Origin of the sequence: Robertmurraya mesotrionivorans (assembly GCF_050971805.1) — a bacterium.
Taxonomy (GTDB): Bacteria; Bacillota; Bacilli; order Bacillales; family Cytobacillaceae; genus Robertmurraya_A.
Genome location: NZ_JBPCCH010000012.1, coordinates 24,374 through 47,057 on the forward strand (window position 1 = coordinate 24,374; position 22,684 = coordinate 47,057).

The following is a 22,684-nucleotide window of genomic DNA, read 5'->3' on the forward strand; positions in this document are numbered from 1 at the left end:
AAACGTTTGATTGAAAATTATTTTTCTATTTTAAAATAATTCTGATGGAAGGGTTGAGTACATGGATCAACAAGCTGCGGAAAAAAGAGTACAAGAGCTGCATGTCCAGTTAAATCAGTTAAATTACGAATATCACGTATTAGACCAACCAACCGCTTCAGATGCTGAATATGATCAATTATTAAGAGAATTAATCAATCTTGAAGAAACTTATCCTCAACTGAAAAGTCCAGACTCCCCTACACAACGTGTAGGTGGAGCCGTCTTAGATATGTTTGAAAAGGTACAGCATCAATCTCCTATGCTTAGTCTCGGCAATGCCTTTGGAGAACAGGATTTACTGGATTTTGACCGACGTGTACGCCAAGCGGTTGGAGATCAAATTTCCTATGTGTGTGAATTGAAAATTGACGGTCTAGCGGTTTCGCTTCGTTATGAAAATGGATTATTTATTCAAGGAGCAACAAGAGGAGATGGAACGATTGGGGAGGATATTACTTCTAATTTACGTACAATCAAATCCATTCCCCTTCGAATAAAGGATCCTGTGTCTATCGAGGTTCGTGGAGAAGTATATATGCCACGAAAATCCTTTGAAGCATTAAACGTATTGAAGACAGAACGAGGGGAAGAGCTGGCAGCAAACCCTCGTAATGCAGCGGCTGGTTCACTACGACAGCTGGACCCAAAGATTGCTGCGTCTCGTAACCTTGATATCTTCCTCTACAATATCGCGGATGTTGGGGAGACCGGTGTCGTCTCACATAGTGAAGGATTAGACTTATTAGAAAGCCTTGGCTTTAAAACCAACAAGGAAAGAAGAAAATGCTCTTCTATTGAAGAAGTGATTACATACGTCAATGAGTGGACGGAGCAGCGACCAAATCTTCCGTATGATATTGATGGGATTGTGATTAAGGTCGATACCCTCGCACAGCAAGAGGAGCTAGGAACGACTGCAAAAAGTCCACGTTGGGCCATTGCTTATAAATTTCCTGCCGAAGAAGTTGTGACCACACTAAAGGCAATCGAATTGAGTGTTGGTCGAACAGGTGTCGTTACGCCAACCGCAATTTTAGAGCCTGTTCGTGTAGCAGGAACTACCGTACAACGTGCCTCTTTACATAATGAAGATTTGATACGTGAAAAAGATATCAAAATTGGCGATCAGGTGGTTGTAAAAAAAGCAGGAGATATTATTCCAGAGGTCGTAAATGTTCTTGTTGAGAGGCGAACAGGAGCAGAGGAAGAGTTCCGTATGCCAACTCATTGTCCGGAATGTGAAAGCGAACTGGTAAGGCTCGAAGATGAAGTGGCCCTGCGTTGTATTAATCCAAAATGTCCGGCACAAATCAGAGAAGGATTAATACACTTCGTATCTAGAACCGCTATGAATATTGATGGTCTTGGTGAAAAGGTTATCAGTCAGTTATTTGCAGAACAATTGATTGAAGATGTCGCGGATATTTACAAACTTACCTTTGATCAGTTGATTCAATTAGAGAGAATGGGAGAAAAGTCAGTTAACAATCTGATCGAGGCCATTGAAGCTTCAAAAGCCAATTCTCTTGAAAAGCTACTGTTCGGGTTAGGCATTCGTCATGTGGGAGCCAAAGCAGCAAAAACTCTTGCACAAGAATTTGAAACGATTGACCGACTGGCGTTGGCTACTGCTGAAGAGTTAACATCAATTAACGAAATCGGAGAAAAAATGGCTGATTCGGTGGTCGCTTATTTTGAGCTTGAAGAAGTGAAAGAGTTAATCGAAGAGCTAAAAGAAGCCGGAGTTAATACCATTTATAATGGACCGAAAAAGGTTGCTGTTGAAAACATCGATCATTTCTTTGCCGGGAAAACCATTGTCCTAACAGGAAAGCTAGAACAGCTTTCTCGTAATGATGCAAAAGAAAGAATAGAAGCATTTGGTGGCAAAGTCGCTGGAAGTGTAAGTAAAAAGACAGATTTGGTGATCGCTGGGGAAGATGCTGGATCCAAATTAACAAAAGCAGAACAGCTTGGAATTGAAGTATGGAATGAAGACAGATTAGTGGAAGAATTGAAGAAATAGAGGTGATACCATGAGGAAGATTCTAATGGTTGCTCTTACCGTTCTCTTGAGTTTAACAGCCTGTGCTCCTAACCTTCAGAAGCAAGAAGAGGTTGTACAGGAAAACGATGATACAAAGGAAAAGGCCATAATACCGAAGTATCAGATTTCTGATCAATACTATCGGACAATCCTACCTTTCGAGCCATCACAAGCAAGAGGGCTAATCGTAAATAACTTAAACACAAGATACGATATTAGTGAGTTTGAAACAGGGTTAATGAGGCTTGCGCAAACGTCCTTTGGTCCAGATAAGTACCTTTTTAAGGAAGGGCAAAATCTTGACCGGGAAACGGTTGGTTTATGGCTGAATCGGAAAATGACGGCGGGGCAGCTGCAAGATGCTGGTTTAAAAGAAGATGAAAACATTGGTTTGAATCCGCAAATTCCTGAAGGTGGAGATATAGCAGCGAATAATGAACAGAACCCGATTTATTTAGCCCATCTTTTAGAGCACAACTATCTTCTTAAAGATGAAGACGGAACGGTTCGTCTCGGAGGCGTGGTGATCGGGCTGGCATTAAACTCTGTCCACTATTACCAAAAGGAAGCTTACGGTGCCACATTTGAATCCGAAATTTCTCAAGCAAAACTTGAAGAAGAAGGAAAAAGAATCGCTGGAGAAGTACTTACTAGACTTCGTGGAATGAAGAACTTAGCGAATGTCCCTATTACGATTGCGCTTTTTAAACAGAAGAGTCGATCTTCTGTTGTTCCAGGGAATTTTATCGCTTACGCCTCAGCAGATAAAGGAAGTTCAAAATTGGGAGCTTGGCAAAGCCTAAACGAAAATTATTTCCTATTTCCTTCTACAGAAGCGACAAATGCCCATCGTGACGATGTTACATTCTTTTTGAATTTTAAACAGGACGTGGAAACGTATTTTCCGAACTTTAACGGCGTCATTGGTCAGGCGTTTTATGTAGGAGATCAACTTCAAGAGTTGAAGATCGATATTCCGATCCAGTTTTACGGAAAAGCAGAAGCAGTTGGCTTCACGCAATACGTAACAGGCTTAGTGATGGAACATTTCCCTGACTACTATTCAGTAGAGGTAAACATCACTTCCGTCAACGGACAAGAAGGTCTGATCGTAAAAGAGGCTGGAGACAAAGAACCATTTGTTCATATTTATCAATAATCCTAAAGACAAGGTGAATGCCTTGTCTTTTTTCTCTTCATTTGAAGGTCCATTCATTTCCATGCTAAAATGGAGTGTGAAACGTTTTCATACATAAGGAGGCGGAAGAAATGGTACAACAGTATAAACATGAACCATTCACAGACTTTTCTAATGAACATGAACGCGAAGGATTTTTATTAGGCTTAAAGACAGTAGAAGGATATCTTGGCCAAGACTATGATTTAATCATTGGTGGCGAGCGAGTTTCTACAGAAGATAAAATTGTTTCATATAATCCATCACATAAAACAGAAGTAGTTGGACGCGTCTCCAAGGCGAATCGTGAACTAGCAGAAAAAGCCATGCAAGCGGCTGTGGAGGCATTTAATACCTGGAGAAAAGCAAAGCCAGAATTACGTGCAGATGTGCTCTTTAAAGCAGCTGCCATCATACGCCGTCGCAAACACGAATTCTCTGCCTTGTTAACAAAGGAAGCTGGGAAACCTTGGAGAGAAGCGGATGCTGATACAGCTGAAGCGATTGACTTCCTAGAATATTACGCGCGTCAGATGCTGCAACTTAAGGACGGTGTACCAGTAAATAGCCGACCAAATGAATTTAACCGTTATGACTATATTCCGTTAGGTGTTGGAATCATCATCTCTCCTTGGAATTTCCCGCTAGCCATCATGGCTGGAACAACCGTAGCCGCGATCGTATCGGGGAATACGGTTCTTTTAAAACCAGCGTCTACCACACCTGTTGTGGCAGCGAAATTTGTGGAAGTAATGGAGGAAGCGGGATTACCGAAGGGTGTACTCAACTTTGTACCTGGTAGCGGAGCAGAAGTTGGTGACTACTTGGTAGATCACAAGGATACACGTTTTATCTCCTTTACGGGCTCAAGAGATGTGGGACTACGAATTTTCGAGCGTGCCTCTAAATTAAATGAGGGCCAAATCTGGTTAAAGCGTGTGGTTGCAGAGATGGGTGGAAAAGACACGATTGTCGTTGATAAGGAAGCAGACCTTGAGTTAGCGGCACAATCCATTGTTGCCTCGGCATTTGGCTTCTCTGGTCAAAAATGTTCTGCGTGCTCTCGTGCAGTAATCGTCGAGGATGTTTACGATACCGTATTAAAGCGTGTGGAGGAACTAACCAATCAGTTAACTCTTGGCAACCCTGAAGAGCAAAGCACGTATATGGGACCAGTGATAGACCAAAGTGCTTTTAATAAAATCATGAGTTATATTGAGATGGGAAAGAAGGAAGGCCGTCTAGTCGCTGGAGGAGGGGGAGATAACTCTGAAGGCTTTTTCATTAAGCCTACCGTATTCGCAGACTTAGCCCCGAATGCACGATTGATGCAAGAAGAAATCTTTGGACCTGTTGTTGGCTTTACAAAAGCTAAGGACTTTACAGAAGCGATTGAGATAGCAAATAACACAGAATATGGATTAACGGGTGCCGTTATAACAACCAACCGTGAACATATGCAACAAGCACGGGAAGACTTTCACGTAGGGAATCTATACTTTAACCGTGGCTGTACAGGTGCGATTGTAGGGTATCAACCATTCGGAGGCTTTAATATGTCAGGAACCGACTCAAAAGCGGGCGGCCCTGATTACTTATTGCTACATCTACAGGCAAAAACAACATCTGAATTGTATTGATTAATGTGCTAGCACCACTCCAGATTTGGGGTGGTGTTTTTTTGTGAGTTGAATGCCTTGGAGTAAGGGGAGGGGGTTATGACGTGAGAGTAAGGGGGAAACGAGAGAGAGGAGTCATAAGAAGAAGGTTATGACGTGAGAACAAGGGGAAAACGAGAGCAAGGAGTCATAAGATCAGAGTTATGACATCATGGCAAGAAAAACATAACTTAAGAAGTCATAACAACAAGAAAATGTAGGACTAAGTTCACTAGAATTCGCCCCAAAAAGCCCATTTTTACAACTTAATTTTATAAATTTCAATGTATACATATCAGTAAATGATAAGCTGAGCCCTATAATCATACAAATACTATGAATATTTATAAATTAATGGATTAGTTTTCAGATAATTCAGTTAGATAGAACCCAATATGTATGCTACGCTTGTTATGTTGGTTCGGCCACGGCAAGAAATCATGTGTATAATTTTACAGAAAAATTGTATGAGCCAATAAAATAGTGAGAGGGGAAATGTGAAAAAAATATGGAAACAGCTACGTTAGTTACTTTTATTGTGTATCTAGTTGGCATGCTGATCATTGGTTTGATCTCGTTTAAGCTAACTAGTAATCTATCGGACTATGTATTGGGAGGAAGAAGTCTTGGACCAGGTGTGACTGCTTTAAGTGCTGGTGCTTCTGATATGAGTTCATGGCTACTGCTTGGATTACCAGGTCTTGCTTATGCGACTGGATTGGATTCCATTTGGATGTGTGTGGGTTTACTCATTGGTGCCTATTTAAATTGGAAATTTGTCGCTTCAAGACTTAGATCGTACACTGAGGTTGCAAATGATTCGATTACTGTCCCCGATTTTTTTGAAAATCGCTTCAAAGATCAATCACGTTTACTACGAGTTATCTCCGCGTTAGTCATATTAATCTTTTTCACCTTTTACGCGTCTTCAGGTTTAGTAGGAGGAGCATTGTTATTCCAAGAAACATTTGGAATGTCTTATAATACAGCTCTCTTTATTGGAGCAATTGTTATTATTTCGTATACTTTCTTAGGAGGCTACTTAGCGGTCAGTTGGACGGACTTTTTCCAAGGTTTATTAATGTTCTTAGCATTGGTGATTGTTCCGATTGTCGCAATTGTTAAATTAGGTGGTTGGGGTGAATCGATGGACGCCATCCGCAGTATTGATCCATCCTATCTCAATGCATTTGATTCAGTGACGGCAATGGGGACGATCTCATTACTTGCGTGGGGATTAGGATACTTCGGTCAACCGCATATTATTACCCGCTTTATGGGGATTCGTTCCACGGAGGAAGTAAGAAAAGCAAGATGGATTGGGATGAGCTGGATGACCATTTCGATTGTTGGAGCGATCATTGTCGGGTTGGTCGGAATCGCTTATTTTGCTGATAATCCACTTATTACAGCGGATGTAAATAATAGTGAGAAAGTGTTTATTTTTTTCTCAGACATCTTGTTTAATCCTTGGGTTTCAGGAATTCTGCTTGCTGCCATTCTTTCGGCAATTATGAGTACCATTGATTCACAGCTATTAGTATCTTCCAGTGCGTTAGCCGAAGACTTCTACAAAGCGCTGTTCCGAAAGAATGCTAGTGATGCAGAATTGGTGTGGGTTGGTAGAGCGGGAGTAATCGTTATTGCTCTTGTGTCCATTGCACTTGCTTATACAGGCAATCCTGAAAATGGTGGAGCGTCTATATTAGACCTTGTTAGTTATGCTTGGGGAGGATTTGGAGCGGCATTCGGTCCGGTAATCATTCTGTCTCTCTATTGGAAGCGAATGAACCGAAATGGTGCTCTAGCGGGTATGATAACAGGTGCAGTGACCGTGGTTGTGTGGAAGCAATTAACCACGGCTGGTATTATCCCGTTTGAGTTATACGAAATTGTACCAGGATTTATCTTAGCAACCATCGCCATTATCGTGTTCAGCTTAACAGGAAACGAACCAAAGAAAAGCATTAAAGAAGAGTTTGTTGAAGCGGTTGAGAATGATATTGAAAGTAAATGATGCATGAACCACTCGCGTGTTTGCGAGTGGTTTTTAATATATTAATAATTTGTAAAGATTAAAAACAGAGAATAGGGTGAATTTTAATTCTTATGACACAGTAAATGGAATTTTTCGGTTAACGAATTACTTGATTTGTCGAAAAATAGTCCTTTTTTACTGAAATTGTAAATTTACAAAACTAGTAAACTAGCTTAATGATAGCTTCATATTTATTTCATAACATATTCCTTGTGAAGAAAAATATGAGGGGGAAATTCAATGTTTAATAAAACTTTCAAAAAGAAGATCATTCCGTTTGCAGCAGTCACAACGTTGGCTTTAACAAGCTTAGTAGGATCATTCTCTACTACTGAGGTAGAAGCAAAATCTAGTACAAGCAATGATGCAGAAATCAAAAACGTTATTTTCCTAATTGGAGATGGAATGGGTGTTTCCTATACATCAGCCTACCGTTATATGACGGATAGCGATAACTCAAAATTTGTAGGAAAATCTGAATTTGATAATTACCTAGTTGGGCAACAAATGACCTATCCTGAAGACCCTTCTCAAAACGTAACAGACTCAGCTTCTGCAGCTACGGCTATGTCAGCTGGTATTAAAACGTACAACAATGCGATCGCAGTGGATAATGACGGTTCAGAAGTAAAAACGGTGTTAGAGGCAGCGAAAGAAAGAGGCAAAGCGACTGGATTAGTAGCAACCTCCGAAATTACGCACGCAACACCAGCATCATTCGGTTCTCATGATGAGAGTAGAAAAAATATGAATGCCATCGCAGATGATTATTTTGATGATTTAATTAATGGAAAGCAAAAGGTAGACGTCCTACTTGGTGGTGGTACAAGCCTGTTTGATCGTGCAAATCGTGATTTAACAGCAGAATTCCAGGAAGCTGGATATAGCTATGTAACAAATAAAGAAGATCTACTAAATGATACAAATGATCGAATTCTAGGATTGTTTGCAGAAGGCGGACTTCCGAAGATGATCGACCGTACGGAAGACATTCCTTCATTAGAAGATATGACAAATACAGCAATTGATCGTTTATCAAAAGATAAAGATGGCTTCTTCTTAATGATTGAGGGTAGTCAAATTGACTGGGCTGGCCACGATAATGACATCGTTGGCGCCATGAGTGAAATGGAAGACTTTGAAAAGGCATTTAAAGCAGCTATTGAGTTTGCTAAGAAGGATAAGCACACGTTAGTCGTGGCAACAGCTGACCACTCAACGGGTGGATACTCAATCGGTGCTGATGGAGTCTATAACTGGTTCGGTGAGCCAATTAAGGCAGCAAAGCGCACTCCTGACTTCATGGCAGCTGAAATCGCAGCAGGAGCGAATGTAAGAGAAACACTAACAAAATATATCGACCAAAGCATCCTTGCTTTAACAGATGCTGAAATTCATTCTGTAGAGGCTGCAGCTTCTAAGAAAGCTGTGGATATTGATAATGCAATTGAAGAAATTTTTAACGAGCGCTCTCACACTGGATGGACAACTGGTGGACATACAGGAGAAGACGTACCTGTATATGCATATGGTCCTGCTAGTGATCGTTTTGCTGGTCAAATCGACAACACCGATCATGCGAAAGTCATCTTTGACTTATTAGAAAAAGGCCAAAACAAGACAGTTATTAATGACAAGTAATAAGCAAGAAGAATCCCGTTGGAAAGCAGCGGGTTCTTTTTCTTAAAAGATAAGAAGGCATAAATTATTGAACTTTGAACAATGTCTAGCTCCAGCGCCTAGCTCCTCGGTGGAATAATCTAATGCCATTATTCTTTGGTCATAAGCCAAAGCCCTCCAGAGGTCAGGACCTCTTGCGGTCTCCGTCTTATGCCTGTCGGAGCTTACCAAGGCGCTTGCGCTTTTCTTATAAGGAGGCAGCTATGAAAAGAATATCTATAGCCATTATTTTGTTACTTTTATCTGTTGTAACAGCTTGCAATAACGAGGATAAGCTGAGTGAGGAAAAGGTATCAGCAACAGCAACAGCTACTGCTAAAGAACCAACAAAAGGCACAACCGAGTATGTTCCAAACCCTCAAGTACCAGATGATCGTGAACTGGATGAAGTAGGAGAGGTTATTACTGATCGTAAAGGAGAAATTACGCTTCTTAGCCAGTTGACACCGAATGAAGCGGTTGATCTTGGATCTATTCAATTGGTTGTAAAAGATGTAAAGACTATTCACTTACGTCCCGATTATGGAATGATTGATTATTTTCATATGCTAACTCATGATGAAGAATTTGATTTTGTTAAGGTGTTTTTTGAAGTAACAAACACCTCCAACGAAGAAGTAAACTTCGGTCCTGTTGCACTTGTTGAAACAAGTGAAGGAGAAAAGGTCACATGGGAAAAAGATATTTATTTAGACGGGTTACACGGTGTGTATGCTCCTGGCGAAAAGAAGCAGGGGAACGTCGGATTTATTTTAGAGAACTCTAATATTCAATCAGTAAAAGTGCTAACTAGTGATGTCTACGATGCGAACGAAAAGCTAATACAAAAGGCTACGGAGCTTGAGTATAAGTTTAGTGAATAATAATGTGTGTGCCACTCTTAGGAGTGGTTTTTTTGTTTAGGAGATTAAACAACAGAAAGGGTCGAGAGACAGCGAATAAACTTTTGAGGATAGCAAATAAGAGTGCTGGATCGCAAATAAATTCTGAGGATAGCAAATAAGAGTGCTGGATCGCAAATAAATTTTGAGGATAGCAAATAAGAGTGCTGAATCGCAAATAAATTTTGAGGATCGTAAATAAGAGTGCTGGATCGCAAATAAAATTTTGAGGATAGCAAATAAGAGTGCTGGATCGCAAATAAATTTTGAGGATCGCAAATAAATTCCTGGAATCGCAAATAAAAATTCAGGATCGCAAATAAATTTCTAGAATAGCAAATAAATTTCTAGAATCGCAAATATATTTTCAGAATCGCAAATATATCCTGAAAATCGCAGATAACCATCTAAAAAGAGAGCTCTAGGGGAAAAATTTGTTCAAAAGTGATCGAGTTTCGATGAAATATTCCTCTAGAGCAACAAAAAGTACTGGCCGAATGCAATTTCGGCCAGTTTTTTGTTGATTATCTTCCGATTTTGACTCACCTCCGCTTTTGGATTCGTCTAGCTCCAGCGACTCGCCTTACGCTTGTCGGGGCTGACGGTTAAATTGGGAGGTTCTAACTGCCCGCTGGAGTCCGACTGAGTGGATGATGGTCAAATAGAGAGGTCCTAACTGCCCGGTTGAGTCCGAATAGGTGGCTGACGGTCAAATAGAAGAGATCTAACTGCCCGCTGGAGTCTGACAGGGGGCATGACGGTCAGATAGGAAGGTTCTAACGGCCCATCAGAGTCCAAGTGAGCAACAACCGGTCAATTAGAAAGTGTCATCTGTCGCCCTAAACAAGCCGCTTCCACTTTTGGTGTCGTCTAGCTCCAGCGGCTAGCCCCTCGAGGTCGTAAGTCAATCCCTTTCAGAAAGCAGGCTTTCTTGCAGGGCTCGCCTTACGCTTGTCGGGGCTGTTCAAGCCGCTTCCGCTTTGGAGATTTTGTCGAAATAATAATCTGAAAATTTTAGAAAAAGTGGTTCCTATCTCCAAATATCTGTTATATAATACAACATGTAAATATAACTGTATTATAACAATGGGGACAAAAACGAAGGGAGAGGTTTATACAATGACAAATGAAAGAGTAAGAGAGTTACAGGAAAGCTGGGAAATGGATGCGCGTTGGAAGGGGATTGAAAGACCATATTCTGCAGAAGAGGTAATTAAACTAAGAGGCTCCATTGATATTGAACATACGCTGGCTCGCCGGGGAGCAGAAAAACTGTGGAAGCTTGTGAAGGAAGAAGACTTCGTAAACGCACTAGGCGCATTAACGGGCAATCAAGCGGTTCAACAGGTGAAGGCGGGATTGAAAGCCATATACTTAAGCGGTTGGCAAGTAGCAGCAGATGCAAATCTTTCTGGACATATGTATCCAGATCAAAGCTTGTATCCAGCCAACTCTGTACCAAGTGTGGTAAAGAGAATTAATCAAGCGTTACAACGCGCTGACCAAATTACTCACTCTGAAGGGGACGACTCGATCGATTGGTTTGCACCTATTGTGGCAGATGCTGAGGCTGGTTTTGGTGGACAATTAAACTGTTTTGAATTGATGAAAGGCATGATTGAAGCAGGGGCTGCTGGTGTTCACTTCGAAGATCAACTTTCTTCTGAGAAAAAATGTGGTCACTTAGGCGGAAAAGTACTACTTCCAACGCAAACCGCTGTACGTAACCTCATTGCGGCTCGTCTTGCTGCTGATGTAATGGGTGTTCCAACTGTACTAGTGGCAAGAACGGATGCGAATGCTGCTGACCTGATTACAAGTGATGTGGATCCGGTTGATGCTCCGTTTATTACAGGTGAAAGAACACCAGAAGGATTTTTCCATACGAAGGCTGGACTCGATCAAGCCATTGCTAGAGGGTTAGCATACGCACCATACGCAGATCTTATTTGGTGTGAAACATCGGAGCCAAATATTGAAGAAGCACGTAGATTTGCCGAAGCCATCCATGAGAAATTCCCTGGAAAGCTTTTAGCATATAATTGTTCTCCATCGTTTAACTGGAAAAAGAAGCTCGATGATGACACGATTGCGAAGTTCCAAATCGAGCTTGGTAAGATGGGCTACAAGTTCCAGTTTGTAACGTTAGCTGGTTTCCATGCCCTCAACCACAGTATGTTTGAACTTGCTCGTGGGTATAAGGATCGTGGGATGGCAGCGTATTCAGAGCTTCAGCAAGCAGAGTTTGCTAGCGAAGAAAATGGCTATACGGCTACAAGACATCAACGAGAAGTGGGTACAGGTTACTTTGACCAAGTCTCAATGGTGATTTCTGGTGGTACTTCTTCCACAACTGCTTTAAAGGGGTCAACGGAAGAAGAGCAGTTTACTGCAACAAAGTAAGTAGCTTCAAACTTGTTTTACACCTTTATTTGTAACCTCCATTTTGTCCTTCTCTTTCTAATGAAAGGGGAGGAATTTTTTTGTTCCTTACGATTGGGTTATACTTTATATACGAACAATTATTAGGGGATCTACATACAAATTTAAGGAGGAGGGATGATAGTATGCGACCTGATATTGATGAGTATCTTCAGCAAGGGATTCACGGGAAAAAGGAAATCAATCCTGATGAAAGACGCCGATTTTTAGGAACATTACGAGAACGTGTCGTCATTGCCTTAAAACAACCACAGCTGATTGAACCAGGCATCTATCCAGAAGTGGAGGCAGCTCTAAAAGAAAATAAAAAAGCCCATCTCTATTTGAATGGCAACATGACCTACGAGTATTTATCTAAGTATAAAAAAGTAGCCGATCAGTATGATGTAGAGTATACGCTTGTGACAAACAAAGAATATGACTCGGAACTCGGGCTTGTTCTTGCTTATGATTATGCAATAGATAAGGAAAGCATCTATGTCGAAAAGAAAATAAGCATAGATCCAACTCCAAAGAAAAAGGGCTTCTTTGGAAAGCTATTTGGGAATTAACTTGGCAGTCACGAAAAGTAGACTGCTTTTTCTTAAGAGACAATAAAGTATAAATTCTTGAACTTTGAACAGTGTCTAGCTTCAGCGCCTAGCTCCTCGGTGGAATAATTTAATGCCATTATTCCTTGGTCATTAGCCAAAGCCCTACAGAGGTCAGGACCTCTTTCGGTCTCCGTCTTATGCCTGTCGGAGCTTACCAAGGCGCTTCCGCTTTTAATAATCCCTTTGCCCAAAGCATAAAACTTTGATATCATCAGTGTATTATTGTGTGAAAAGTTCAAAAAAATTTATGGAGGTGAGAGGATGTCAAGAATATCCATCGAAGAGGTAAAGCATGTGGCGCATTTAGCGAGACTTGCCATTACAGAGGAAGAAGCTGTGAATTTTCAAAAACAGCTAGATGCAATCATTACATTCTCGGAGCAATTGAACGAGCTTGATACTGAAAATGTGGAACCGACATCCCATGTTTTAGATATTAAAAATGTATTAAGAGAAGATGTTTCAAAAGAAGGCTTGCCACAAGAGCTTGTCTTAAAAAATGCACCAGATCAACAGGACGGACAAATCAAAGTTCCGCCGATTATTGAGTAAGGAGGACAATATGAGCTTATTCGATCAAAAAGTATCTGACCTTCATGAGCAGCTACATAAAAAAGAAATTAGTGTTACAGATCTTGTAGAAGAGTCGTATAAAAGAATATCAGAAGTCGAGACCCAAGTGGCCGCATTTTTAACATTAGATGAAGAGCGAGCACGAAGCCAAGCCAAGAAACTAGATGAAAAGCTAGGAACGGACGAAGCAAAAGGTTTGCTATTCGGTATGCCAGTTGGGGTTAAAGACAATATTGTAACAAAGGATTTACGTACAACAGCAGCAAGCCAAATTCTACATAACTTTGATCCAATCTATGATGCAACAGTTGTGAGAAAGCTTCAGGAAGCTGAAACCATTACGATTGGGAAACTAAATATGGACGAGTTTGCCATGGGATCGTCAACGGAAAACTCTGGGTTTAAAAAGACGAAAAACCCATGGAATATTGAAACCGTTCCTGGAGGATCTTCAGGTGGTTCAGCAGCAGCCGTAGCAGCCGGTGAGGTTCCGTTTTCACTAGGTTCCGATACAGGTGGATCTATTCGTCAACCTGCTAGTTTTTGTGGAGTGGTTGGTTTAAAGCCTACGTATGGACGAGTATCTCGATTTGGGTTAATTGCTTTTGCTTCTTCACTAGACCAGATTGGCCCGATTACTAGAACCGTTGAAGACAACGCATACGTATTACAGGCCATTGCTGGTGTGGATCCAATGGATTCAACGTCTGCCAATGTTGAAGTTCCATCGTATGTGAACGCCTTAACAGGTGAAGTAAAAGGGTTAAAAATCGGAGTTCCTAAGGAATATCTTGGAGAAGGTGTAAATCCAGAGGTTCGCGAATCTGTCATGCAGGCGTTAGCAACCCTTGAAAAGCTAGGAGCCACTTGGGAGGAAGTTTCATTGCCTCACTCAAAGTATGCTCTTTCAACGTATTACCTACTAAGTTCTTCCGAAGCTTCTGCTAACCTAGCACGCTTTGACGGAGTTAGATATGGCTATCGTTCTCCGAATTCGGACAACTTAATGGATCTGTATAAAAACTCAAGAGCTGAGGGCTTTGGAGATGAAGTGAAACGCAGAATTATGCTTGGGACCTTTGCTTTAAGCTCAGGCTATTATGATGCGTATTATAAGAAAGCACAAAAGGCACGTACATTGATTAAAAAGGATTTTGAGGATGTATTTGCGAAGTATGATGTCATTGTTGGACCAACAACACCAACACCTGCTTTTAAAATTGGTGAAAAGACAAGTGACCCACTAACGATGTATGCTAATGATATTTTAACCATTCCAGTAAATCTTGCTGGGGTACCTGGAATTTCTGTGCCATGTGGTTTTGATCAAGGACTGCCATTAGGTTTACAAATTATCGGTAAGCACTTTGACGAAGCAACTGTCTACCGTGTAGCTCATGCATTTGAGCAGGCGACAGACTTCCACAAGCAAAAGCCAGGTCTGTAAGGGGGATAAGAATGGAATTCGAAACGGTAATTGGACTTGAAGTCCATGTAGAGTTAAAAACAGAATCAAAAATCTTCTCTGCAAGTCCCAACCATTTTGGTGCGGAACCTAATACAAATACAACGGTGATTGACCTTGGATATCCAGGTGTTTTGCCGGTATTAAATAAAAAGGTTGTTGACTACGGGATGAAGGCTTGTATGGCCTTAAACTGTAACGTCGCAACCCATACGAAGTTTGATAGAAAAAATTACTTTTATCCAGACAACCCGAAGGCATATCAAATTTCTCAATTTGATCAGCCAATTGGTGAACATGGCTATATTGAAATTGAAGTAGATGGATATAAGAAGAAAATCGGCATCACAAGAATTCATTTAGAAGAGGATGCTGGGAAGCTGAATCATGAAAATGGATACTCTCTATGTGACTACAATCGTCAGGGAACACCTCTTATTGAGATTGTATCAGAGCCGGATATTCGTACAGCGAATGAAGCATATGCTTATTTAGAAAAATTAAAATCGATTATTCAATATACAGGAGTATCTGATTGTAAGATGGAGGAAGGCTCCTTACGTTGTGATGCCAATATTTCGATTCGTCCAGTGGGACAAGAGGAATTTGGGACAAAAACCGAGTTGAAGAACTTAAATTCATTTAACTTTGTTCGCAAAGGAATCGAATATGAAGCGAAGCGTCAGGAAGAAGTGGTTCGAGCTGGAGGAAGTATTCAGCAGGAAACACGTCGTTATGACGAGGCAACCAATACCACTTTATTAATGAGGGTAAAAGAAGGTTCTGAAGATTATCGTTACTTCCCTGAACCAGATTTAACGGATTTGTATATTGATGAGGAATGGAAGGCCCGCATTTCTGCAGAAATTCCTGAGCTTCCAGATTCAAGACAGAAGCGTTATACCGAAGAGTGGGGATTACCAGCGTACGATGCGGCTGTTTTAACGGTTGTAAAGGAAACAGCTGACTTTTTTGAAGCAACTGTTGCTGCTGAAGCGGATCCGAAACAAGCTTCCAACTGGATCATGGGTGAGTTATCGGCCTACTTGAATGCAGAGCAAAAGGAGCTTGCTGATGTAGCTCTTACACCAGAAAGTCTTGCTGGAATGATCAAGCTCATTAGCGACGGAACCATTTCTTCTAAAATTGCGAAGAAGGTATTTAAAGAGCTTGTTGAAAAAGGCGGAAGTGCTGAGAAAATTGTAAAAGACCAAGGTCTAGTACAAATTTCTGATGAAGGTGCTCTACTAAAAGTAATTGCTGAAGTTCTTGATGCCAATCCACAATCCATTGATGATTTTAAAAATGGTAAGGAAAAGGCGATTGGTTTCCTTGTTGGTCAAATCATGAAAGCCACAAAGGGCCAAGCAAACCCACCACTAGTAAACAAACTATTACAACATGAAATAAGAAAACGCTAATAAAAAAGATTCCCTTGCTTAGAAGTAGCAAGGGAATCTCTTTATAGTTAGGCTTTTTGTTGGAGAAGGTCTGCCCCTTTTTTGAAAACAGTTTTGCGAAGGAAAGGAACAACCCAATAGTCTAAGCCATAACGTCCTGCATTGAATCCGGCAGTTAGAATAATCACACCCATTAGAATGTCTGTAGGGTTATGAGATACAGTACCTGCAAGCATGAAAGAGAAGTTCATGACTAGACCAAAGAACATAGCAGCAGTTGTAAAGCAACCAAGAATTAATCCTAAACCTACTAGAAATTCACCCCAAGGTACAAGGAAGTTAAATAGATCCACGTTCGGTAGTGCCACACCTTCAAGGAAAGATACATACCAGCTATAAACAATTCCATCTGGACCAGCGACAGGGTTTGCAATAGAACCTTTTAAGAATCCAGCAGCATCAAAACCACCACCAGTTATTTTGCCCCAGCCTGCTGTCATCCAAGCATAACCGAGATACACACGTAATAGAGTAAGAAGCGCTGCAGAAATCTTGTTTTCTCTTAAAAATTGATTAAACATAAATGATTCCGCCTTTCAAAATGGATTTAAATGAATGATTACACTCATAATATACAATGTTGTGATAGTGAAAAGAACAGTTTTGTGAAACAGTTCACAAATTGGTTAAAATCTTTTGAACGAATTGTTAACAATGTCCATTTTTGACTTAAGCCTTGTTCGGAAGAATGTTTGCATCCTTCTTAATAAATGTTTTACGAAGGAAAGGAACAACCCAATAGTCTAAACCATAACGTCCTGCATTGAATCCGGCAGTAAGAATAACCACACCCATTAGAATGTCTGTAGGGTTATGAGATACGGTACCAGCTAGCATGAAAGAGAAGTTCATGACTAGACCAAAGAACATAGCAGCAGTTGTAAAGCAACCAAGAATTAATCCTAAACCGACTAAAAACTCGCCCCAAGGTACAAGGAAATTAAATAGATCCACGTTCGGTAGTGCCACACCTTCAAGGAAAGATACATACCAGCTATACACAATTCCATCTGGACCAGCGACAGGGTTTGCAATAGAACCTTTTAAGAATCCAGTGGCGTCAAACCCGCCAGTTATTTTGCCCCAGCCTGCTGTCATCCAAGCGTAACCGAGATACACACGTAATAAAGTAAGAAGAGCTGCAGAAATCTTGTTTTCTCTTAAAAATTGATTAAACATAAATGATTCCGCCTTTCAAAAATGATTTAATTAATGATTACACTCATAATATACGATGTGACCATAGTAATAAACATAGGGCTACAGTTAAGTTCACAGTTTGTTAAAAGCTTATTGACTGAAGTGTGAACTATGTCACTTTTATGAACAACATGAATAGACAAGTTTTGTGGAAATAAGTATGTATTTCCCAGGAAAAGAGTATTTCCGACAAAAAAACAACCCATTCGCTGTCGAATGAGTTGTTCAGTAATCATTATTTCTCTTCTTTTAATAACGCGATAGATTCATTAAATTCTTTTTCAATTTGATCGTTTTGTTTATATGTAAGAATGCTGACAATAATCGCAACGATCGCATTGAGGAGGAAGCCAGGAACTATTTCGTATAAGTCAAAAATTCCACCTTCGGCTTGTTTCCAAAGAATCACCGTAATGGCACCCGTAATAATACCTGAAATGGCACCCCAGTTCGTCATCTTTCTCCAGAAGAGACTGAGGATAATGACCGGACCAAAGGACGCACCAAATCCTGCCCAAGCGTATGCAACGAGTGAAAGAATCGTATTGTCTTGATCTAGAGCTAATAATAGGGCAATAACAGCCACTGTCAAAACGGCTAATCTCCCTAATAAGACATAATGCTTGTCGGTCGCTTCTTTCTTTAATAGTACTTTGTATAAATCTTCAATAAGAGCACTTGAAGTAACAATGAGCTGAGATGAAATGGTGCTCATAATCGCTGCTAAGACAGCGGCAAGTAAGAAACCGGCAATGATAGGATGGAACAAATATTGTCCAAGTTCAATAAAGACGGCTTCAGGGTTAGAAAGGGTTAACTCAGGATTTTTCTTAAAATACGCAATCCCAATCATCGCTGTAAATATCGTACCAATGAGAGAGACAATCATCCACGTCATACCAATACGTCTTGCACTCTTCACTTCTTTAACGGTAGTAATGGCCATAAAGCGTACGATAATATGTGGCTGTCCAAAATAACCTAATCCCCACGCCATTGCAGACACAACACCGATCAAACTAGCCCCTTTTAATAAATCCATAAATTGTGGATTCACAAGCTTGACGGTCTCAAAGGTTTCAGCAGGTCCCCCAGTTTGCATTACTCCAACAATAGGTACGAAAATAAGAGCAAGTAGCATCATAAGGCCTTGAATAAAGTCGGTGTAACTTACGGCTAGGAAGCCACCGAATAACGTATAGGCAACAACAACAGCAGAGACGATAAATAATCCAGTATGGTAGCTGACCCCGAAGGAACTTTGGAAGAATACGCCTCCAGATACCATTCCGGAAGAAACATAGAATGTAAAGAATACGAGAATGACAATACCCGAAACAATACGAAGAAGTAGGGTTTTGTCTTTGAAACGATTTTCTAAGTATCCAGGTATGGTGATGGAGTCATTCGCAACTTGAGTATAGGAACGAAGTCTTGGAGCAACTAGGACCCAGTTTAAATAAGCACCGATGGTAAGACCGATGGCAATCCATGCATCTACGATACCGTTTACATAAATGGCACCAGGCAATCCCATTAAAAGCCAGCCGCTCATATCAGCAGCCCCTGCACTAAGTGCTGTAACAGCAGGACCTAATGATCTTCCACCTAACATATAATCTGTAAGATTGCTAGTTTTACGGTAAGAATACCAACCAATAAAGAGCATTCCAGCCATGTAAATTGCAATGGAGATACCTTGATAAATTTCATTGGACATTCATCTTTCCCCCTTTTGTTCTTGAACACAATTGTATAAATATATGCAATATTCTATCAGTTTTATACAAAAGTGACTATATTTTTTTATCCGAAATAAATAGTGAAATAGGTAACATAATTGCGATCCGTAAAAATCAGTCTATCATTTTTTTGAATAATAATACATATACTAAAAAAATTCAATCAAACGTTTGATTGAATTTTTTAGCCATCATTTTATAGGTTTAGGAGGGATTCGATCATCCTTAAGCTTTTTATCATTAATTTTTAACTCCGTATGATTCAAATAATTACGGATATTGGAACGGTGTAAAAAGAACAGGAGAAGTAAGAATAAGAAAAAAATAAGATCAGTATGATGGCCTTGCTCAAAAAAAGAGTATATCAGCATGGCGAACCCAACGGATATCGAACCAAAAAATACATATTTTGATAGAAAAATAACTATGAAAAAGGTAAGGAATGTAATAAGAAATAGAACAGGATTATAAACGATTAAAAACCCAGCAGTGGTCGCAATGGCTTTCCCCCCGCGAAACCCTGCAAAGATCGGAAAACAATGACCGATCACCGCGATTAATCCCGCATACAAAGGATCGAGATTAGAATGGAATAGCATCGGTAAATACGTCGCAAGGGCTCCTTTGCCGACATCAACAAGAAGTACAATGATTCCTGCCTTTTTTCCAAGAACCCTGATGGTATTGGTAGCACCTGGATTGTTGCTACCGAGCGTTCGAATATCCACTTGGAAAAGCCATTTTCCAACTAATAATGCGGTTGGAATGGAGCCGAGTAAGTAGGCTATGATAAGTAGACCATACTCCATATGATTCCTCCTTACATATAATTGTTATAATGTCTAAATTTTACCATATTTTTACCGGTGCTGTTAGAGTTGAGATTTTTACTTTTACCTATCTCCATGATATGATAGATTGTCAACAAATTTGCAGGAATGTAAGCAGTGAGATATGATATTAATGTTAAATGATGGAATCGGCATCGGAGTATACATACTAATAGAAAAAGAACCTTATTTTTTGAAATAGGATGATGAAAATGAAAAGAGCAAGAATTATTTATAATCCTACCTCGGGGAGAGAAGCCTTTAAAAAGCAACTGCCGGAGGTACTGCAAAAGCTAGAAATGGCCGGTTATGAGACTTCTTGTCATGCAACAACGGGTGCAGGTGACGCGACAGAGGCGGCTAAAATTGCTGTTGCTCGAAAATACGATCTTGTTGTAGCAGCAGGTGGAGACGGGACGATCAATGAAGTGGTCAATGGACTTGCTGAGCAAGAGTATCGTCCAAAGCTAGGAGTCATTCCAGTTGGAACAACCAATGATTTCGCAAGAGCTCTGCATATCCCACGGGACATTGAAGCGGCAGCTGATATTATTGTTAAGGGAGATACGATTCCTGTTGATATCGGCCGAATCAATGACAAGTATTTTATTAATATTGCTGGTGGTGGCCGTTTAACGGAGCTAACGTATGAGGTACCAAGCAAACTAAAAACGATGCTTGGGCAACTGGCTTATTACTTAAAAGGCATTGAAATGCTTCCTTCGATTCGTGCGACAGATTTAAGTATTGAGTACGATGGAAAGCTTTTTGAAGGAGAGGTCATGCTGTTTCTTGTCGGGCTAACCAATTCAGTGGGCGGCTTTGAGCGACTCGCTCCGGATGCGTCGATTAATGATGGAATGTTTACTTTATTGATTTTAAAGAAGACAAACCTTGCAGAATTTATCCGCATCGCAACATTAGCTGTTCGTGGAGAGCATGTAAATGACCCGCATGTTATTTATACAAAGGCAAACCGTATTAAAGTCCACTCAGAGGAAAAAGTTCAGCTCAATCTGGATGGAGAATTTGGAGGCCTATTACCTGCTGAGTTTGTGAATTTATACCGACATTTAGAAGTGTTTGTACCGATTGATCAAATACGTGAGCAGGACCGACCAGCAGAGGGTTGGAATGTTTCAGGAAACTAATCACTATATAGGTGGTTAGTTTCTTTTTGTAGTTTCGTATCTGTGATGAAGTTATGATACAATTTTTCATATCGATAATGATAAAGGAAGTAACCAATGACAAAAACAATACCCGTTCAAAAAAATGATTATATAGAAGTTGTATTTGAAGACTTAACCCATGACGGTGCCGGTGTAGCTAAAGTAGATGGCTATCCGTTATTCGTCAAAAATGCTCTGCCTGGTGAAAAAGCAAAGATAAAGGTAATTAAGGTCAATAAGGGATATGGATTCGGTCGTTTAGAAGAAATCCTTGAAGAAAGCCCGTACCGTGTGGATGCCCCATGCCCGATTTATAAGGAGTGTGGAGGCTGCCAACTTCAGCATCTGAGCTATGAAGGACAGCTGTTGGCGAAGGAAAAACAAGTAAGAGACGTCCTTACCCGTATCGGCAAGCTAGAGAATGTAAAGGTTCATCCTGTATTAGGCATGAGTGAGCCTTGGAGATACCGAAATAAAGCACAAGTTCCTGTAGGTGAGCGTGAAGGCGGCTTGATTGCCGGTTTTTATCAACAGCGCAGCCATGAAATTATCGATATGGAAGCTTGTATGATTCAGCAGGAAAAAAATGACGAGGTCGTCCAGGCGGTAAAGAGAATCTGTACAAAATATGGGGTCACCGCCTATAACGAGCAGCGTCATAAAGGAACATTAAGACATATCATGGCTCGCCACGGACAAGTCACAAAGGAAGTCATGGTCGTTCTTGTCACACGTACGTCAGAGCTTCCAAACAAGGAAAAGATCGTTAAAGAGATCGTCGAAAGTGTTGATGGAGTTAAATCGATTATCCAGAATGTTAACTCAAAGAAAACCAATGTCATCCTTGGTGATGAGACTCGTGTGTTATGGGGAGAAGAGGTCATCTATGACTTAATCGGCAACGTCAAATTTGCGATTAGTTCAAGATCCTTTTACCAAGTGAATCCAGAGCAAACGAAAGTACTCTACGACAAAGCGCTGTCTTACGCTGAACTAACTGGTGAGGAAACCGTGATCGACGCTTATTGTGGAATTGGAACGATTTCACTGTTTCTTGCGCAAAAGGCTAAGAAGGTGTACGGAGTTGAAATTGTCCCTGAGGCGATTGCAGATGCGAACCGGAATGCAGAGTTAAATGGGATTGGAAATGTTGAATTCGCGGTAGGAGAAGCAGAGGTCGTGATCCCTAATTGGTATAAGGAAGGAATCGTCGCGGATGTACTTGTCGTGGATCCACCTCGTAAAGGATGCGATGATGCATTATTGCAAACCATTATTGAGATGAAGCCTAAGAAGGTGGTTTATGTGTCTTGTAATCCGGCTACTTTGGCACGGGATTTACGGGTGCTTGAGGATGGTGGGTATACGACGGTTGAAGTGCAGCCTGTTGATATGTTTCCACATACGACGCATTGTGAGGCTGTGGCGAAGATCGTTTTAAATGTAGAAGGAGCCTAATAAAAGGCTCCTTCTAATTGTTATTTTATTTCCTAAGTCAGTAGTGAGAAGTTGAGAAGTATTTGAAGCTAAGTGACAAACGGTGAAAAAAATACTTTCTCAACTGGTCGATAAAAAAATGCTGATTCCCGGATCTAGGACTAGGAAGGTACGCTCTTATCGGTTGGGAGATCAGGTTAAGCACCCTATCTGATAATAGACGGAAAAATTACGCTTAAGTAGTAAA

17 protein-coding genes are annotated in these 22,684 nt (G+C 40.6%); 13 read left to right on the forward strand and 4 right to left on the reverse strand.

The features are described from left to right. Positions 1–61: 61 nt before the first annotated feature. From ligA to gatB, 11 genes are all read left to right on the forward strand, one after another. Complete coding sequence (gene ligA, locus ACRX5O_RS17345; RefSeq protein WP_433907086.1) at positions 62–2,068, forward strand: NAD-dependent DNA ligase LigA; 2,007 nt, start codon at positions 62–64, stop codon at positions 2,066–2,068. Positions 2,069–2,078: 10 nt separating this feature from the next. Beyond that, positions 2,079–3,248, forward strand: a complete 1,170-nt coding sequence (locus ACRX5O_RS17350) for a CamS family sex pheromone protein (RefSeq protein ID WP_433907087.1) — start codon at positions 2,079–2,081, stop codon at positions 3,246–3,248. A gap of 110 nt (positions 3,249–3,358) precedes the next feature. Next, positions 3,359–4,906: an L-glutamate gamma-semialdehyde dehydrogenase gene (pruA, locus tag ACRX5O_RS17355; RefSeq protein WP_433907088.1), complete on the forward strand. Its 1,548-nt coding sequence runs from the start codon at positions 3,359–3,361 to the stop codon at positions 4,904–4,906. Between the two features lie 526 nt (positions 4,907–5,432). Beyond that, positions 5,433–6,941, forward strand: a complete 1,509-nt coding sequence (gene putP / locus ACRX5O_RS17360) for a sodium/proline symporter PutP (protein WP_433907089.1) — start codon at positions 5,433–5,435, stop codon at positions 6,939–6,941. 261 nt (positions 6,942–7,202) lie between these two features. After that, entirely contained in the window at positions 7,203–8,603 is a 1,401-nt protein-coding gene (locus ACRX5O_RS17365) for an alkaline phosphatase (protein ID WP_433907090.1), read from the forward strand. A 242-nt stretch (positions 8,604–8,845) separates the two neighbouring features. Continuing rightward, positions 8,846–9,505 carry a hypothetical protein gene (locus ACRX5O_RS17370; protein WP_433907091.1) on the forward strand — a complete coding sequence of 220 codons (660 nt, stop codon included), beginning with the start codon at positions 8,846–8,848 and terminating at the stop codon, positions 9,503–9,505. Between the two features lie 1,137 nt (positions 9,506–10,642). Then, positions 10,643–11,926 (forward strand): isocitrate lyase, encoded by a 1,284-nt coding sequence (gene aceA / locus ACRX5O_RS17375; protein WP_433907092.1) that lies wholly within the window; start codon positions 10,643–10,645, stop codon positions 11,924–11,926. A gap of 164 nt (positions 11,927–12,090) precedes the next feature. Next, positions 12,091–12,516, forward strand: coding sequence for a YueI family protein (locus ACRX5O_RS17380; protein ID WP_433907093.1), 426 nt, complete (start codon positions 12,091–12,093; stop codon positions 12,514–12,516). Between the two features lie 303 nt (positions 12,517–12,819). Continuing rightward, the gene (gene gatC, locus ACRX5O_RS17385; RefSeq protein ID WP_251522473.1) at positions 12,820–13,110 is read left to right on the forward strand and encodes an Asp-tRNA(Asn)/Glu-tRNA(Gln) amidotransferase subunit GatC; all 291 of its coding nucleotides are present in this window, start codon (positions 12,820–12,822) and stop codon (positions 13,108–13,110) included. A 10-nt stretch (positions 13,111–13,120) separates the two neighbouring features. After that, a complete protein-coding gene (gene gatA / locus ACRX5O_RS17390; protein WP_433907094.1) occupies positions 13,121–14,578 on the forward strand; it encodes an Asp-tRNA(Asn)/Glu-tRNA(Gln) amidotransferase subunit GatA in 1,458 nt (485 codons plus the stop codon). Positions 14,579–14,589: 11 nt separating this feature from the next. Next, complete coding sequence (gene gatB / locus ACRX5O_RS17395; protein ID WP_433907095.1) at positions 14,590–16,017, forward strand: Asp-tRNA(Asn)/Glu-tRNA(Gln) amidotransferase subunit GatB; 1,428 nt, start codon at positions 14,590–14,592, stop codon at positions 16,015–16,017. Between the two features lie 47 nt (positions 16,018–16,064). Here the strand turns inward: gatB and ACRX5O_RS17400 are convergent, their stop codons facing one another. From ACRX5O_RS17400 to plsY, 4 genes are all read right to left on the reverse strand, one after another. Next, positions 16,065–16,577, reverse strand: a complete 513-nt coding sequence (locus tag ACRX5O_RS17400) for a DoxX family membrane protein (RefSeq protein ID WP_433907096.1) — start codon at positions 16,575–16,577, stop codon at positions 16,065–16,067. 148 nt (positions 16,578–16,725) lie between these two features. Then, positions 16,726–17,235: a DoxX family protein gene (locus ACRX5O_RS17405; protein WP_433907097.1), complete on the reverse strand. Its 510-nt coding sequence runs from the start codon at positions 17,233–17,235 to the stop codon at positions 16,726–16,728. A 256-nt stretch (positions 17,236–17,491) separates the two neighbouring features. Continuing rightward, positions 17,492–18,976 carry a sodium/proline symporter PutP gene (gene putP, locus ACRX5O_RS17410; RefSeq protein ID WP_433907098.1) on the reverse strand — a complete coding sequence of 495 codons (1,485 nt, stop codon included), beginning with the start codon at positions 18,974–18,976 and terminating at the stop codon, positions 17,492–17,494. A 213-nt stretch (positions 18,977–19,189) separates the two neighbouring features. After that, entirely contained in the window at positions 19,190–19,807 is a 618-nt protein-coding gene (gene plsY, locus ACRX5O_RS17415) for a glycerol-3-phosphate 1-O-acyltransferase PlsY (RefSeq protein WP_433907099.1), read from the reverse strand. A 233-nt stretch (positions 19,808–20,040) separates the two neighbouring features. Here plsY and ACRX5O_RS17420 point away from each other — a divergent pair, with 233 nt between their 5' ends. Continuing rightward, positions 20,041–20,979 carry a diacylglycerol kinase gene (locus ACRX5O_RS17420; RefSeq protein ID WP_160548517.1) on the forward strand — a complete coding sequence of 313 codons (939 nt, stop codon included), beginning with the start codon at positions 20,041–20,043 and terminating at the stop codon, positions 20,977–20,979. A gap of 96 nt (positions 20,980–21,075) precedes the next feature. Then, positions 21,076–22,458: a 23S rRNA (uracil(1939)-C(5))-methyltransferase RlmD gene (gene rlmD / locus ACRX5O_RS17425; protein WP_433907100.1), complete on the forward strand. Its 1,383-nt coding sequence runs from the start codon at positions 21,076–21,078 to the stop codon at positions 22,456–22,458. Positions 22,459–22,684: the final 226 nt, after the last annotated feature.